This is a genomic window from Halanaerobium polyolivorans (genome assembly GCF_020711195.1).
In the GTDB taxonomy this organism is placed as follows: domain Bacteria; phylum Bacillota; class Halanaerobiia; order Halanaerobiales; family Halanaerobiaceae; genus Halanaerobium; species Halanaerobium polyolivorans.
Genome location: NZ_JAJFAT010000016.1, coordinates 1 through 16,384, shown reverse-complemented (window position 1 = coordinate 16,384; position 16,384 = coordinate 1). Strand labels below are relative to the sequence as shown.

The following is a 16,384-nucleotide window of genomic DNA, read 5'->3' as shown; positions in this document are numbered from 1 at the left end:
CCTCTAATGATGGGTTTAATCTACTTTAAAAAAATTATTAAGAACTTTTTCTGCTGCTCCAACTGCACCAGCATATTCTCCATAATGAGCAGTCGTAATATTTAAATTTTCTACAGCTAAAATAAGTGCCTTATCACTAACATTATTTTTTAATTCTGCTAAAAAAACTTCTGAATAAGCAGCAAACAAGCCTCCAATTACTACTGCTTCAGGGTTTAAAAGATTTACTAAATCTGCTATACCCCTGGAAAAATATTCTGATATTTCTTTGATAGTCTCCACAGCTTTACTGCTGCCTTTTTTATAATCTTTAACTAATTTCTCTATACTTAGCTCTTTTCTTTCCAACTTCGAATCTAATTTATTATAATATCTGTTTAAAATTCTTGCTTCTGCAATTAGACTTTCTAAACAGCCTTTTTTGCCACATTCACAAACAGGAGCATCATCGGTAATTTTAATATGACCAAATTCTCCTGCTGCATTATTAACTCCATAGTGAAGTTTAGCAGCAAAAACAAGGGCTGCCCCAACCCCTGAACCAGTATTGATAAAGATAAAATCTTTTTTACCCTGCCAGATTTCTCCTTCAGCCATCATCCTAACATCATTGTCAATAAATACTGGATAATCATAATTTTCTGCAATAATCGCTTCAATTTCTACCTTACCCCAGCCAAAATGAGGTGTGAAAAGTGAAACTCCTTTTTCAGGATCAACTAAACCATGAATTCCAACTGCTATTCCGGTAATTTTGGCCTCATCTTCTACAGTAGAGATAAATTTATCGATTAAAGCAAAGCTTTTCTTTGTGTATTCTTCCAGACTATTATCAGAAGGAATTATCTCTTTTTTGGCTAAAATCTCTGCTTCAAGATTTAAAAGAACAGCTTTAAGCTTAGAAATTCCCCATTCAAGGCCAATCACATATCCACCATCAGGATTTAAATCCAGCAGAATAGGTCTTCTACCTCCACTTGATTTTCCTGCTCTAACTTCTTTAACTAATTTTAATTCCAATAACTCATTAACTATATTTGTTACAGAAGCTCTAGACAGATTAACTTTTTTAGCAATATCTGCTCTAGATATCCCCTGATGATCTTTGATTAAAGTTAAAACATTTTTCATATTTAAATTTTTCATGTTTTTAAAACTACCTTTTTTCATTACTCTAACACTTCCTTGCTTTGTTAATTTATTTAATTAACTAAGTGAATTATAGCATTTAATATTCTGAATGTAAAGAAAAAAATAAAAACCCCCTGGAAAAATCCAGAGGGCTGTTATAACTATCTATTAATATTTAAACTTTTTCTATTCAACTACAACATCTACATCAACAATATTACCATCCTGTACCTGCCAGATACCAATTGCACCAGCTCTGTCTCCAACTTCATCAAAGATAACTGGTCCGGAAGCACCTTCAAAATTAATCGTTTGGCCAGCAGCTATTAATTCTTTGGCTTTATCCCACTCATCTATATTGACTGTTTCTCCTTCAGGATCAAGCACTTCTCTGATAGCATCTCTAATTGCTGGGCCATCTACTGTTCCAGCTTTTTCAATTCCAAGTGCGATAACAAATACAGCATCAAAACTGGAATCTATATAAGGTAGTGGTGGTAACTCTCCATATTCTTCTTCATACATAGCAGCAAATGTTTCTGGTCCTCTACCACCAGGTAAAGATGTAGGAGCTGTACCATATTTCCCTTCTAAGAAATCTTCGATTCCCTCTGCAATTGTAGGTGATTTTAGACCATCAGTGAATACAAACTCTTCAAAAAATCCATTTTGTAGAGCCTGTCTGATTATTGTGATTCCACCATCATCTGTATATGCAACCAGCAGTAAAGCATCAGGATTATCAGAAGCCGCATTCATCAACTCACTTCTATAAGAAACCTGATCTGCTTCAAAGGCAATAGATGCTGTTACTTCTCCACCGCGAGCTTCAAACTGATCGATTACAGCATCATTTAAACCCTGTCCGTAATCATTATTAACATACATAATTGCAATTGATTCAAAACCCTGATCAAAAGCAAAATCACCGGCTACAACTCCCTGTAAGGCATCAGAAGGAGCTGTTCTAAAGAAATACCCATCATCTTCAACTGTTGTTAAAACTGGAGTAGTTGCGGATGGTGAAATCTGAACAACCTGATTAGGGCCAGTAACACTTTCTACTATAGGAACTGTTACTCCACTTGACATGGGGCCAACCATTGCCTGTACACCATTAATGTTTACCAGCCTCTGGGCTGCATCAACACCAACCTGAGCCTGAGTTTGAGTATCCACATTGACCAATTCTAACTCCATACCATTAAGTAATCCACCCTGCTCATTAATAATTTTTTGAGCAAGCAAAGTACCATTACGAGCATCCTGGCCATAAGCTGCCAGACCACCTGTAATCGGCAAGGCAGTACCTACTCTAACACTTTCCTGAGCCAAAACACCAAGTGATGAAAGAACAAAAACCATAACTAACGATAAGATCAATAAAAACTTAACTTTACTTTTCATTGTTTTTTCCTCCTCTTCTTCTCGCTTCTCATTTTTTAAATTTTACTCATTTGAGCAAAAGTTTATGCTTTAAATTTCCTCTCTGGAAATAACCCATCCGGCATATTAAGCAGGATTATTTCTAAAAAGACTCCAATTAATATAACTCTAAAAGCTGCTGCCTGGGTAACATATTGTGCTGGCAGCATAGATGTTATTGTTTCAGTACCGGTCCAAATACCCCAAGTAATAACAGCACCAATTAAAACACCAAAGTTATTAGCACTTCCACCGATGATTAACATTATCCAAACTATAAAGGTTGTCTGCATCGGCATAAAGGCTTCCGGAGAAATAAAGCCGGTAAAGTGAGCATATAATGCTCCACCAACTCCCATCATAAAGGCTCCAAAGACAAGGGCCTCCATCCTGTATCTAAAAACATTTTTTCCTGAGGCTTTAGCTACTTCTTCATCTTCTCTAATTGCTCTTAAAACTCTTCCCCAGGGTGATTTAATACCTTTTTCACTTAAGTAATAAAATATAGCGATTACAATTAAGACCAAAGCCAAAAAGCTGAGATTATAATATTGCCCAAAGATATCTCTAAATGGTTTTGGAATAGATGATATACCCCTGACTCCATAACTCAACCAGGCTTCATTAGTAAATATCAATCTAATTATTTCCGCAATACCAATGGTTGAAATACCTAAATAATCTTCCCTTAATCTCAAAGTAGGAATTCCAATTAGAAAAGCTAAGATAGCAGAAAAGATCCCTGCTGCAAGCAAAGAAATAATAATAGGTGTATTAAAACCACCTAAATGATTTGGGCTTGGACTCTTTGTTAAAATTGCTGCTGTATAAGCTCCTACTGCCCAAAAACCAGCAATCCCAATATTAAAAAGCCCTGCAAATCCTCTCTGCATATTTAAACCTAAAGCCATAATTGCGTAAATACCAGCAAAAGTTAAAAAGAAAATCAAATAAGATAAAAGTCCAGATATGGTCATCACTTACACCTTCTTTCCCATTAGACCAGAAGGTTTAACTAATAACATCAAAATCATTATTGCAAATGCAACTGCTGGTTTATAAGAAGCAGCAATAAACATCGTTGAGATCTCTTGTGATATTCCAATCGCAAGTCCTCCCACAATTGCACCATAAGGATTACCAATCCCTCCAAGTATAACCGCTGCAAACATCGGCAGCAGTAAATTCCAGCCCATTTCGGGAATCAGATGGGTATCCATAGCTAAAAATATTCCTGCAGATGAGGTTAAAATACCACTCATAAACCAGGTCCAGAATATAACCCTTTCTGTATTAATACCTGTTATTTTAGCTAAAGCGGTATTATCTGACATTGCTCTCATTGCTTTACCCAACTTTGTTTTGCTTAAAAAGAGGTGAACTGCAGTCACAAAAATTACTGATAAAATTAAAATCATAATCTGAGTTCTAGTGATCCTTAATAAACCATCAAAAAATACCAGCGGCATCTCTATACCTCGCTCTAAAAACTTAAGTTGAGGGCCCCAGCTCATCAAGATCAAGTTTCTGATAATTAAAGCTGCCCCAACAGCTGAAATCATAATTGTTACTGAATCACGGCCTTCTAGTTTTTTATATAATATTTTATCTAATAAATTGGCAGTTGCTGCTGTTAATAAACCAGCAATAACAAATGAAAACGGTAGGGGTAGGGCTAATTGAACTGTAAACAAATAAGCCAAATATGCCCCTAAGGTCATCAAATCACCATGGGCAAAGTGACCAAAATTTAAAATTCCATAGATTAAAGTAAGTCCTATTCCTCCTAAAGCAATAATTGAACCATAAATCAATCCATTTAATAACAACTGTAGAACCATAGCACTATCCTCCCAAAAAGAGCTGCGCGACTTCTTCATTTTCTAATAATGCTCTTCCACTATCTTCATATTTTTTTACTCCAGCTGCCAGAACATAGCCTCTATCTGACATTTCCAGAGCTTTTTTTGCATTTTGTTCTACCATTAAAATAGTAACACCTGTTTCGTTAATGGCCTTGACTTTATCCAGTATAAGCTGAATATACATTGGAGCAAGTCCAGCAGTTGGTTCATCTAATAACAAAAGCTTTGGCTTCATAATTAATGCTCGACCAAAAGCAACCATCTGCCTCTGTCCTCCACTTAAAGTTCCTGCTCTTTTTTTCTTTTTAGCTAAAAGAGGTGGGAAAAGATCATATACTAGATCAAGTCTGTCTTTCAATTTTTTTCGGCTTATATAACCACCTAACTCAAGATTTTCATGAACAGTTAAGGAGGGGAAAATATTATCTGTCTGGGGAACAAAAGAGAGACCTTTTTTAATCATCTCATCAGTAGCAGCATTATTTAATATTTCATTTTGAAATGTTATTTGACCATCCATAATATCAACTAATGAAAATATTGATTTTAAAAAGGTAGATTTACCTGAACCATTTGGTCCAACTATAGAAACTATTTCTCCTTTATTCACAGTTAAAGAAAGCCCATGAATTATCTCTATTTCTCCATAGCCTGCCCTTATATTATTAACTTCTAGCAATTTAACCACCCCTTAAGCTGTTTTCTCTCCCAAATATGCCTTTAATACTTCTGGATTGCTTTTTATTTCTGCTGGTGTTCCTTCTACCAGATATCTGCCATCACTCATAACAATAACCTTATCACAGATATTCATTATTAAGTCCATATTATGTTCGATTAATAATATGGTTTTACCTCTTTCTTTGAGCTTAATAATATTTTCTGCAATTTTATTCATTAGGGTTGGATTGACACCTGCACCTGGTTCATCAAGTAATATTAACTCCGGATCTGCCATAAGTGCTCTACCCATCTCCAGCAATTTTTTTTGCCCTCCAGAAAGATTAGCTGCAAGTTCATCTTCTAAATGGGTTAATTCTAGAAACTCAAGGGTCTGATATGCTTTTTGGTAGTTAGCTGCTTCTTCTTTTTTAACCCTAGATCGGTTAAACCAGCTATTAAATAAATTTTCACCACTCTGACCATTGGGAACCAACATTAAATTCTCAATTACTGTCATCTTTTTTAAAGCTCTCGGAATCTGAAAGGTCCTAGCCAAACCAAGTCTGGCTATTTGATAAGCAGGATAATCATTAACTTTTTGATCTGCTAAATAAACCTCTCCTTTATCCAAGTTCAAAGCTCCAGCAATAATGTTAAAGGTGGTCGTTTTCCCTGCACCATTAGGTCCAATTAAACCTGTAATAGTGTTTTTTTCAATCTTAAAACTTAATTCATCCACTGCTCTAAAACCATCAAATTCTTTAACAACATTTTCTACTTTTAACATAAAAGCTCACTCCTTTCTACTCCTAAATACTATACTCCTTCTCTAAAAGAGCTTTATGTTATATTATATTAATTAATCTTACAACTCTTTTATATCTGCTGTCAAGAAAGTATGCAGCTATAAGGAAGGTTAATACCTGTATACAAGTATACCCCCGCCTGATTACTATCATGACGGGGGTATTATAAATGCAATTTAATTAAAATCTACAACTTTAAAACTAAGCCTTTTATTTTGACTGGCCTTAAGAGAAAAAGCTCCCACTTCTTTTCCAGCTTCATCTCTACCTAATAGTTCCCAGCTGCCAAGGCTAAACTTAAAGCTGATAATCTCATCTCTTTTTAACTTCAGTACTGCTTTATAGCTATTTTTTTTAACCTTCTTCATCTTAATTTCCTGGGGATCAGAAATAGCTAAATATATATCAGCACCTGGAAAATCGTTTTCAGTTTTGAGAAATATTTTAATTTTAACCTTTTCACTTAGTTTTTTAATTACCTCAATATTTTTTGCTGCCTGCATAGAAAATGCTTTAAACTCTATCTGGGCTCTACCTTTTTTGCGCGGCAGGAGATTACCTTTTTGATCAATATCTAATACCTCAGGATTATTAGAGCTAAATTCACCTTCTAATATAGTGTGTTTAAAACCTGTCTTATAATAGAGAATTGGATTAAGTTTAAAATCCGGTCCTTTGAGACCTATTTTTTCTCTACCATTAATTTCAAGTTTTTCTTTTTGGCCTATACTGCCAAAAAAATAAAGGAGGGGACAGTAAACCCTGTTGGCCCAAGCCTCTTCACTGTGAACCGCATCTGGAGCAAGGTAATAAAAAATTTCTACCGGAGTATTTTTTCTTATTGCTAGTAGTTTATCAATTTCTCTGTCTGCTAAAGCCATAAATGACCCTTCTGAATCTCCTGTGTCAAGCCATATTTTACTTTGTAATTCTGAAAAATCATATTTGTTAAGCTTTTGCAGAGGAGAACTATTTCCCCACCAAAAAGATGGTGACATTAATGCTAGTTTAGCAAAGAGATCGGGTCTTTTTAAGCCCATGTTAAATGTTATTAAGCCACCCATTGATGAACCCATCAAAGCAGTATTATCTGCTCCTAGTTTAACTCTAAAGTTTTCTTTAATAAACGGTATTAATTCTTCTATAATAAAGGCCTGATATTGTTCTCCTCTCCCTTTTACAGGCTCCCCTTTAAATGAACCATCTTCATGAGCATATTCACTTAATCTTTTTTCTTCCATATTATCTACTGCAACAATTATTATTTCTTCGATCAAATTATGTTTAATCAAAGCATCAGTTGTCTTATGAAGCTGCCATGATTGTCCAGAATATGAATTCTCAGCCGAAAATACATTTTGGCCGTCATGAATATATAGTACCGGATATTCTCTCTCAGCAAAATCATCATAGGAAGGTGGTAAATAAACCCTTATATTTCTGGAGTTATCAAGTATATGTGAATAAAAATCATTAATTAATATTATCTCTCTATTATCTATTAACATTATTTATTATTAACCCCTTTTTCTTTAAATTAAAAAAACACCCTGAACTTTTTACTGGCTCAGGGCTTTTATTGACTGTAATTATTTATATAATATTATCTTCTTTCAGTTTTTCTAAAAAATAAGGCATCTGTTCTCTCCAGGCAGGCCAGTCATGATCAACATCATAACCCCAATAATCAAACCAAGCTGGCAGCCCTTTTTCAGCAAATATTGTATCTAAAAGCCTGGTATCTTTTAGTGTCTCTTCTTCCCAGCGCCCCTGCCCGGCTGCGATAATGAGATTATTTTTTCTATAATGATTTAAATACCACTGATCATCTAGTTCTTTTAAATAATCTACTGGTGAATTTAAATATACCTCTTTATCCATATATCCACCTGTAAAAAATCTTGCATCATAAATACCACTTAAAGCAACTGCTGTATCAAAGGCATCAGGATGTTGGAGATAGAAATTAAGAGCATGATAAGCTCCCATACTACAACCAGAGGTTATTAAACCTCCCTGCCAATCAGAATGATATTTAATCAAGGGTAAGAGCTCATCAATTATATATTTGTCATAATTATTGTGAACCACTGCCATATCATGCGGATGCATCCCATGATTTAGCCAGGAATCAGAATCCACACTGCTAACCGTATAAACAGTAATATTACCACCTTCTATATAGGGCCAGATCGCATCTATCATTTGAAAGTCTTCATATTCATGAAAACTACCTCCTGAAGAAGGAAAAACAAGCATGGGTTTTCCCGCATGTCCATAAATCTTAAAAGGCATATCTCTATTTAAATGTGAACTATAAAAATTTCTGTATTCTATTTTCAATTAACTTCCTCCTAAACTTTTTCAATCGCATATTGGACTATTTCTTTACCCTTTTCTAAGTCTTTTGTTCTCAACACAAAACCATAATCACCTAGAGCAGGTGCCAAAATAGGTGCTATTGGCTCATGAAAAGAAATATATTCACCATAGCTGTTTAAAATATCTTCTATAGAGTTTTTATAATCTATAAAGTTCTTTCTACCTACAAAAAAACAGTTGTATTTTCTGCTTACATCATCATCAAAATTGTTATTAACAACTACATTACCATACTGCCTATAGATATTGATATCATTGGCATAATTAAACATATCAAGGGTCAAACCACCAGGAGGCCTTACATTAACCTCAAGGGCTATAATCCGACCATCATCCATTTTGAAATATTCAAAATGGAAAAATCTTTCTTTTAAATCAAAAGCATTAACTGTTTTCATTCCTACTTCTACAATATCTTCTGGCAGTTGACGAGGAATATAATAGAACATATCAAGGCCTTCATTTACCGTTTCCATAATTCCATCTTTATAAACCATCGAAGAAGAAAAAACGACATTACCTTCTTTATCAACAAGACCATCAAAGGTATGAATCTCACCCTGAATATATTCTTCCATAATATAATCTACATCTACTTTATTCTCAAAAAAATGATATAAATCTTCTTCATTATTTAGCTTATAGGTATCAGCTGCTCCTACACCCTTATCTGGTTTAACAACAACCGGATAGCCAACTTCCTGAATAAAGTCTTTTGCCTGCTCAATACTCTCTACTACCTTACCTCTAGCTACATTAATTCCGGCATTTCTGAATACCTCTTTCATCTTAGACTTATATTTCATGTCTTCAATATCAGCTAATTTTAAACCTTCTACATTAAAGTCAGTTCTCAGTCTGGCATCGGTTTCCAGCCAATATTCATTATTGGCTTCTATTCTGTCTATCTTCCCATATTTATGGGTAAAATAGCCACAAGCTCTAATCAATTGCGAATAATTTTCTAGATCATCAACCCTGTAATATTCTGTTAAAGCTTCTTTTAACTCATCTCTCAATCCTTCATACTCTAAATCACCTATACCCAGTACTTTAGCTCCTGCCTCTTTTAGGCCTATACAGAGCTTATAAAAATTGCTGGGGAAATATGGTGATATAAAAACAAAGTTCATAAAAATACCTCCATTTCTTAATATAGTTACGTCAAACTAGAAATAATTATTATTAGTATAAATTAAATTCTATCATTAATTTTAATAATTGTAAATAAAATCTCCCAGATAATCCCAATAGCATCTATAGATTCTATTTATCTGTAAATCTACCATCATCTTTCATAGAAGAAAGCTTAGCAACATTTTTTTCTAGCCAGCCGATTTTGACATTTTCTCTTCTATCAAATTCTGGCACATAAGGCTTAATATCGAGCAGAGGTGTTTTATCCAGTATATCTACATCTTTGATATAGATAATATTATCTTCAATTTTTTCTAGTTGAACAACAGATAGCCCAATAGAGTTCGGTCGACTCGGAGCTCTAATAGAGAATATTCCGTGCGGCTTATCTTCCATAAATGGTTTAACAGTTAAGGCTGCTTTCCCAGCTTTATGACAGTGATACAACAATATTAAATGCGAAAAACCAGCTAGATCTTTTAGCCCCTGCTTATATTCAGCTAATAATTCTATTCTTCCTTTAGCAGAGTCTTTTGCAGTTGGCTGAATAGGTGTTCCTTCTGCTTCTTTAAAATTAGATCTAATTTTTCCTATTTCCTTATAAGTTATTTCCATAAATTTTTAACCTCACTTTTAATTTTTATCTTAATTCTCAATCAAATTTAATGAACTCAACCTGTGATTCATTTAAGAGCTTTTCTGCAAATTTATCTGCATAAGAATTTTTATAATAAATCTTTTTAATTCCGGCATTTATCAAGATTTTTGTGCAAATTACACAAGGTTGATTAGTGCAATAAACTGTTGATCCTTCAGTTTTAACCCCATGAAAAGCAGCCTGAGCAACTAAATTTTGTTCAGCATGAACACCCCGACAAATCTCATGTCTCTCTCCACTAGGAATCTCCAGTTCTGTTCTCAAACAACCTGTTTCTTCACAATGACTTATAGCTTTTGGAGCTCCATTATATCCAGTAGCTAAAACTTTTCTGTCTTTTACTAAAACTGCACCTACCCTGCGCCTAAGACAGGTTGCTCTTTTGGCAACTAATTCAGCCATTTCCATAAAATATTCATTCCAGTTCGGCCTCTCCAAATAAATCACTCCCTCCTTTATATTTCTTTGCTCTGCCAACTCCCCTTATTAAACCAGACCATTAAGATTGCTAGACCAATAATTTTTGCCAGTAAAATCCCCCACCAAATACCCTGTCTGCCAAAATTAAATTGATAGGCTAATAAATAAGATAAAGGTATCTGAAATATCCAAAGAGTTAAAAGCCTGAAAAAAGTCTGCTGAATTGTTTTCCCAGCTCCATTTAAAGCTCCACTTAGTACTATCTGAGCTCCTAAAAAAGCAAAAGCAAAAGCTGAAATTCTGAGATACTCAGCTCCAATATTTATCACAGAAATGTCTTCAGTAAATAATGAAACTAAATTCGGTGATATAAATAAAAATAACACTGCCACAACTAGCATAGAGCCAAAAGTAACTGCTGTTCCCAACCAGGATACCTTATTAGCTTCAGAGGGTTGTTCAGCCCCCAAATGCTGGCCAACCATGATTCCTGTAGCTCTGCCCATACCAAAAGCAGGCATCCTTATTACAGCAGTGATCCGATTAGCTATCCCCCAGGCAGCTAAGGTTATTGTTCCAAACCCTGCAACAATTGAAGTCATAACAGTTAAAGCTACTGCCATAGCAGAATCTCCTAAAGCTGCTGGAGTTCCAATTTTAAAAATCTTTTTTATCATTGCTAAATCTGGATAAAAATCTTTAAGACTTAATTTGATTGCAGATAAATCCCAGAACATAATGTAAATTCCAACTAATCCGGCAGCCAGCCTTGACAAAACAGTTGCTAAGGCAGCACCGCCTATGCCCATTTCAGGGAAAACACTCCAACCAAAAATTAAAAAAGGATCTAAAATAATATTTAAAACCACTGTAAACATTTTAATTTTCATTGGAGTAATTGTATCTCCAATTCCTTCTAAAACTGATGAAAAAATATAATAAATGAAAATTATCGGAATACCGGAAACATAGATCCTAAAATATTCTAAAGCCAGGGGGAGAACTTCCTCTTCAGCTCCAATTAATATAAACATGGTTTCACTAAAATACAAAGCTGCAGCTGTAAAAAATATAGAAATAAGAATTGCAACTACAAATATCTGTCCGGTTGCTCTGCTTGCCATCTTGGGCTTTTCTGCCCCAGTATACTGAGAAACTAAGGCTACTCCAGCCACTGAAAAACCGGCTCCCATCGAATAAACTATGAATAAGAGAGGAAAGGAAAGCGAAATAGCTGCTAGATATTCTGGCCCAAGCCTTCCTACCCAAAATGTATCAGCTAATTGATACATTAAATGCATTCCCTGCCCAATTACTATCGGCCAAGATAATTTCAATAAAGTTGGCAATATAGGCTCTCCGATTATCTGTTGTTGATTATTTCTAGGAGATTTCAAAATATCAATCCTTCCTCTAATTAAATAACTGAAATATCTATTCTAAATAAGAATTTAAACCTTATTTCTTAGCTTAAAAGCGCTTATATTATTTTATCAAGCTCAGACAAATAAAGCAATTAAAGCTTAAAAGCATATTAAAGCAAAAAAAATATATGTATACAATTATATAAATTCAAATTATATTGCTTTTTTCTTTTAAAAGTATATATAATTATATTTATTAAAAATACCTAGATAAGAAAGGAGCCAAGTATCATGGATAATAAAAAGCCGCTCGATGAATTCCAAAATGCAAAAAGCTCTGAAGAAAGAATTAAAATTCTTATGAAAAAATTAAAAAAATTACAAGAAGTACAGGCTTATTATGGTAGCAAAAATTTTAAAAACTCCCTTTACAAAGAGAAAAACTCTTCATCAAGGGAGTCCTAATAATATCATTTTTGGGTCATTCTCAAAAGTTCCAGCTATCTTTATCAGCACCATTTATAGTCCAACTTGGATTAAGCAGCATCATTGTTAATGTAAATTCTTTTGTTTTTTTCATCTTATATTGACACCTCTCCTCTTTTTTTATTAGACTCAACCTTATAACCTCTTGCCTGCATTTCTGCTTCAGCCATTTTGAAAATTAATCTTTGAATTTCTTTAAACATCTTTTGACCCTCCTCGGGGCAAGCCCACGAGGTTTGCGAGCAGACTTTCACTCTATCACCTCTTATTGTTTTATAATCTTATAGGCTAATTATATTATTAAATACATTATAAACAATCTGAGCTAAATTAATGTATAATAACTTACAATTTTTAAAGTTTTTATTTTTTAATTTTAACTCCAGAGCGACCCTTTTTTGAACTGCCTTTTCAATTTTTCTTGGGCTTGAATATCTCTGGGAAGATTATCTATTATTTCTCCTTTTTTAAAATCATATAAATAATTTTGACAATAATTTTTTATTATATTGTAGGCCCATGAGATTTCTCTGATTTTTTCTTCACAATCTTTTTGCTTTTCTTTACAACTATCTGGATGCCATTTTTTAGCCAGACTTCTGTATTTATTTTTAATATCTAACAGTGATTCCTTGTTTTTTAGCTTCAATATTTCTGCAGCTTTTATTATATTTTCTGGAGTCAGTTGATCATCATGCATAGCTATTTCCTCCTTTGAGCTTTATATTAATTATAATTTCTGGCCAAATAATTAGCTATTAGTTAAACTACAATTTCGAAGAAAAAAAACAGCCAGCTTTAAGCTGACTGAAGATTAAATATTTTAGCGAAGCTCCAAATCTCTCACTTCAAATTGTGCCTTTTCATCAATATCCAAGCTTTGGTATTCATAAAATACTACTATTAGAAAATCTTCGAAATCAGCCAGTTTAATTTCAGCTGATTCAAGTTCATATTCTGATAAATCATCAGATCTTACTCAAATTATATCCAAATCATTACCACCAATATTTTGACTGAGCCTGTTTACCTCACCAAATTGACTAATCTGAGCTATTTCTTCATCAAGCCCACTCTCTGCATAAATCGAAAAAACAGCAGCTATATACTAAACTTAAGCTGCCATTTAAAAGCCAAATTATTCTTCTTCCAACATGATTTTAGAAAGAACTAATGGCTCAATATATTCACCATCTTTATAAGCTCTCATATTACTACCTGAAATTTCATCGATTAAAGCTATTTCTTTGTCTGCTCCAACTCTACCAAACTCAAATTTGATATCATATAACTCTATACCTTTTTTCTTGAGTTCTTCTTTAACAACAGCTGCTATATTTTTTGTCAGCATCTTTAATTCTTTATATTCATCTTTAGACAATATATCGAGCATAGCAAGAGCGTCTTTGTTAATAAGAGGGTCACCACGTTCATCATCTTTTAAGGTAACTTCTACATAAGCATCAAGTTGTTCCCCTTCTTCAACATATTTACCATAACGACCCAAAAAACTTCCAACTGCTCTATAGCGACAAATAACTTCAAGCCCTTCTCCAAAGACTTCAGCAGATTTAACAGTCATAGTTGCTTTTTCAATATCTGCCTCTATATAATGAGTTGGTATTTCTTTTTCTTCTAACTTTTCAAAGAAAAATTTGCTAAGTCTAAGTCCTGCCTTACCTGCCCCATCTATAGATAAAGCAACTGAGTTAGCTCCTGGATCAAAAACTCCAGCTTCCCCTGTTAGATCATCTTTAAATTTAAGCAAATAGTTACCGTCTTCTAATTTATATACATCTTTTGTTTTTCCTTCATAGATCATTTCCACTGCTTATTTCCCCCTCTAATTATTCTATTAATAAACAATACCATCATATTCTAAGTTGTTTTCCTCACTAGTTTCTATTTCTACAGTTAATTTAATAGGTAAGGCTATAATAGTTTGGAATTGATTGCTAATCCAACCTGTATCTGAATGAATTGATAATGGTAATATCTCTTTAGACAGCCTTTTTAGCCTAACCCTTTGCTCATCAATAACTAATTCACCTAGATAAATTTCATTTTCAACTTCAATTTCAAATTTCTCAGTCCTACTGCTTCCATCTAATTGATATCTTTGAACCTCCTGATTATTAATTTTTATAACTGCATACTTTTCTCCATTAATACTATCTCCAGCAAATATAATAAAAGATATTATTGACAAAATTGACATTGCAATAATTAAAACTATTAAGATCTTATCATATAAAGTTAAAATTTTAAATATACTCATTTCTGCTCCTTAATATTTTCGGTTTTCTTTTCTCTTTCTATTATACACAGATATTACTAGCTACTGCAAACTGATATTTGTATAAAGAAGAATTAGCATATATAATATAATTAGTTAAGAAATTAGATATAATTGATTTAGCAGGGAGGTTTTTATGAATTTATTTACTTATTTACCTACAGCAATAATTATCTTAAATATTATTTTTATTATCCTGCTTATATTTTTTGAAAGAAGAGATCCAACCGCAACCTGGGGATGGTTATTGATTTTAACTTTAATCCCGGTGCTTGGTTTCATATTATATCTTTTTCTGGGATTGACTCCTAAAAAAAGAAAAACATTTAGAAAAAAGCAATACATAGATGAATTAAAAAACATGCCTGAAGAAAGAAAAAATGCGCTTCTGGCAGAAATTAAATCCAATTTTCGCAAACTTGAAAGAAGTATAATAAGACTTGGCTTTGAAGCAAAAACAACTGCACTTGTTGGCTATAATAACCTGAAAATTTATACTAATGGCAGTGATAAATTCAATGACCTTTTTGCTGACATTGAAAATGCCCAAAAATTTATTCATGTCAATTATTATATTATTCAGGATGACAAACTTGGTGATAAATTAATTAATCTTTTAGCTAAAAAAGCCGCTCAAGGTGTAGAAGTTAGGCTGCTTTATGATAAAATGGGATGCCGTAATCTCTCAGTTCATTCCCTAAATATCCTGGAAGATGCAGGAGCAGAAACAGCTCCATTTGCACCTTTTATTCTGGATATTAATTATAGAAATCACAGAAAAAATGTTATAATCGATGGTCAAATAGGCTATCTTGGCGGAATAAATGTTGGTGAGGAATATATTGGTCATACTAAAAAATTTGCAGATTGGAGAGACACCCATTTAAGAATTAAAGGGAAAAATGTAGACAGTATGCAGCATAGATTTTTATTGGACTGGAATTTTGCTTTTGGAGAAGAACTCTTTAATGAAAAAAAATACTTTCCACCTAAAAATATAACTGAAGGTTCTCCAGTCCAAATAGTAAGCAGTGGACCAGATTCAAAAGAACAAATAATTAAATCTATTTTTCTTAAAATGATATATGGAGCTGAAAAAAGTATTTCTATTCAAACTCCTTATTTTATACCAGACCAACCGGTGCTGGAAGCTTTAAAAACTGCTGCTCGTTCTGGTATTGATGTTAAGATAATGATTCCCGATAGAGCAGATCATCCCTTTGTTTATGGGGCTAATCATTCATTTGTAGGCAGCCTTTTAGAATCTGGAGCCCGCTGTTTCCGTTATACAAAAGGCTTTTTGCACAGCAAAACGATATCCATTGATGAACGCATTCTTTCAATCGGCACTACAAACATGGATACACGCAGTTTTAAGCTAAATTTCGAAATAAATGCCTTTATTTATGACAAAAAAGTTGCCGAAAAACATGAAAAAACATTTAATAATGATTTGAAATATTCAGATGAAATAACGATGGAAGGTTATCAAAACAGAAGTTGGACTTTAAAGATAAGCGAATCAATTTCTAGACTACTTTCTCCAATTTTATAGCTCAAAATTATAGCTTTAATTAATTAAGCCCGCCAATTGAACTGAGATTAGTCAAAGGCGGGCATTTAAACTTCCCTCATCTAATTAATTTCTACTGCTCTGTATATGGTTTAATAAACATACTAAATTGCAATAATAAATTGAACTAATTTCAAACTGTAATAATTTTACTTGTATAAAATTAGTTTTAGTTGAT

General features: G+C 33.3%; 17 protein-coding genes. 2 read left to right on the top strand and 15 right to left on the bottom strand.

The genetic code is table 11. The annotated features are described in order from the left end of the window. Positions 1-15: 15 nt before the first annotated feature. From LJ207_RS10380 to LJ207_RS10325, 12 genes are all read right to left on the bottom strand, one after another. On the bottom strand, positions 16-1,170 hold the full coding sequence (locus LJ207_RS10380; protein ID WP_229346434.1) for an ROK family transcriptional regulator: 1,155 nt from the start codon (positions 1,168-1,170) through the stop codon (positions 16-18). Positions 1,171-1,317: 147 nt separating this feature from the next. Continuing rightward, positions 1,318-2,538 carry an ABC transporter substrate-binding protein gene (locus LJ207_RS10375; RefSeq protein WP_229346433.1) on the bottom strand — a complete coding sequence of 407 codons (1,221 nt, stop codon included), beginning with the start codon at positions 2,536-2,538 and terminating at the stop codon, positions 1,318-1,320. Between the two features lie 62 nt (positions 2,539-2,600). Beyond that, positions 2,601-3,533, bottom strand: coding sequence for a branched-chain amino acid ABC transporter permease (locus LJ207_RS10370; RefSeq protein WP_229346432.1), 933 nt, complete (start codon positions 3,531-3,533; stop codon positions 2,601-2,603). A 3-nt stretch (positions 3,534-3,536) separates the two neighbouring features. After that, a complete protein-coding gene (locus LJ207_RS10365) occupies positions 3,537-4,397 on the bottom strand; it encodes a branched-chain amino acid ABC transporter permease (protein WP_229346431.1) in 861 nt (286 codons plus the stop codon). Positions 4,398-4,401: 4 nt separating this feature from the next. Then, complete coding sequence (locus LJ207_RS10360) at positions 4,402-5,109, bottom strand: ABC transporter ATP-binding protein (RefSeq protein WP_229346430.1); 708 nt, start codon at positions 5,107-5,109, stop codon at positions 4,402-4,404. A 3-nt stretch (positions 5,110-5,112) separates the two neighbouring features. Continuing rightward, the gene (locus tag LJ207_RS10355; protein WP_229346429.1) at positions 5,113-5,871 is read right to left on the bottom strand and encodes an ABC transporter ATP-binding protein; all 759 of its coding nucleotides are present in this window, start codon (positions 5,869-5,871) and stop codon (positions 5,113-5,115) included. A gap of 195 nt (positions 5,872-6,066) precedes the next feature. Further along, a complete protein-coding gene (locus LJ207_RS10350; RefSeq protein ID WP_229346428.1) occupies positions 6,067-7,398 on the bottom strand; it encodes an alpha/beta hydrolase in 1,332 nt (443 codons plus the stop codon). Between the two features lie 85 nt (positions 7,399-7,483). Further along, on the bottom strand, positions 7,484-8,233 hold the full coding sequence (locus tag LJ207_RS10345; protein WP_229346427.1) for an esterase family protein: 750 nt from the start codon (positions 8,231-8,233) through the stop codon (positions 7,484-7,486). Positions 8,234-8,244: 11 nt separating this feature from the next. Continuing rightward, positions 8,245-9,405, bottom strand: a complete 1,161-nt coding sequence (locus LJ207_RS10340; RefSeq protein ID WP_229346426.1) for an ATP-grasp domain-containing protein — start codon at positions 9,403-9,405, stop codon at positions 8,245-8,247. 133 nt (positions 9,406-9,538) lie between these two features. Continuing rightward, positions 9,539-10,024: a tRNA (N6-threonylcarbamoyladenosine(37)-N6)-methyltransferase TrmO gene (gene tsaA, locus LJ207_RS10335; RefSeq protein ID WP_229346425.1), complete on the bottom strand. Its 486-nt coding sequence runs from the start codon at positions 10,022-10,024 to the stop codon at positions 9,539-9,541. Positions 10,025-10,061: 37 nt separating this feature from the next. Next, entirely contained in the window at positions 10,062-10,505 is a 444-nt protein-coding gene (locus LJ207_RS10330) for a deoxycytidylate deaminase (RefSeq protein WP_255666868.1), read from the bottom strand. Positions 10,506-10,522: 17 nt separating this feature from the next. Further along, positions 10,523-11,836 (bottom strand): MATE family efflux transporter, encoded by a 1,314-nt coding sequence (locus LJ207_RS10325; RefSeq protein ID WP_229346423.1) that lies wholly within the window; start codon positions 11,834-11,836, stop codon positions 10,523-10,525. A gap of 306 nt (positions 11,837-12,142) precedes the next feature. On the opposite strand from LJ207_RS10325, the gene LJ207_RS10320 reads away from it, so the two are divergent. Then, positions 12,143-12,316, top strand: coding sequence for a hypothetical protein (locus tag LJ207_RS10320; RefSeq protein ID WP_229346422.1), 174 nt, complete (start codon positions 12,143-12,145; stop codon positions 12,314-12,316). A gap of 397 nt (positions 12,317-12,713) precedes the next feature. Here LJ207_RS10320 and LJ207_RS10315 read toward each other — a convergent pair whose 3' ends face one another. The 3 genes from LJ207_RS10315 to LJ207_RS10305 all read right to left on the bottom strand — a co-directional run bounded on the left by LJ207_RS10315 (position 12,714) and on the right by LJ207_RS10305 (position 14,615). Then, entirely contained in the window at positions 12,714-13,037 is a 324-nt protein-coding gene (locus LJ207_RS10315; protein WP_229346421.1) for a DnaJ domain-containing protein, read from the bottom strand. Between the two features lie 438 nt (positions 13,038-13,475). Next, on the bottom strand, positions 13,476-14,165 hold the full coding sequence (locus tag LJ207_RS10310; protein WP_369414182.1) for a phosphoribosylaminoimidazolesuccinocarboxamide synthase: 690 nt from the start codon (positions 14,163-14,165) through the stop codon (positions 13,476-13,478). Between the two features lie 27 nt (positions 14,166-14,192). Continuing rightward, positions 14,193-14,615, bottom strand: a complete 423-nt coding sequence (locus LJ207_RS10305) for a NusG domain II-containing protein (RefSeq protein WP_229346420.1) — start codon at positions 14,613-14,615, stop codon at positions 14,193-14,195. Between the two features lie 154 nt (positions 14,616-14,769). Between LJ207_RS10305 and cls the strand changes: the two genes are divergently transcribed. Continuing rightward, positions 14,770-16,188 carry a cardiolipin synthase gene (gene cls / locus LJ207_RS10300; protein ID WP_229346419.1) on the top strand — a complete coding sequence of 473 codons (1,419 nt, stop codon included), beginning with the start codon at positions 14,770-14,772 and terminating at the stop codon, positions 16,186-16,188. Positions 16,189-16,384 lie beyond the last annotated feature (196 nt).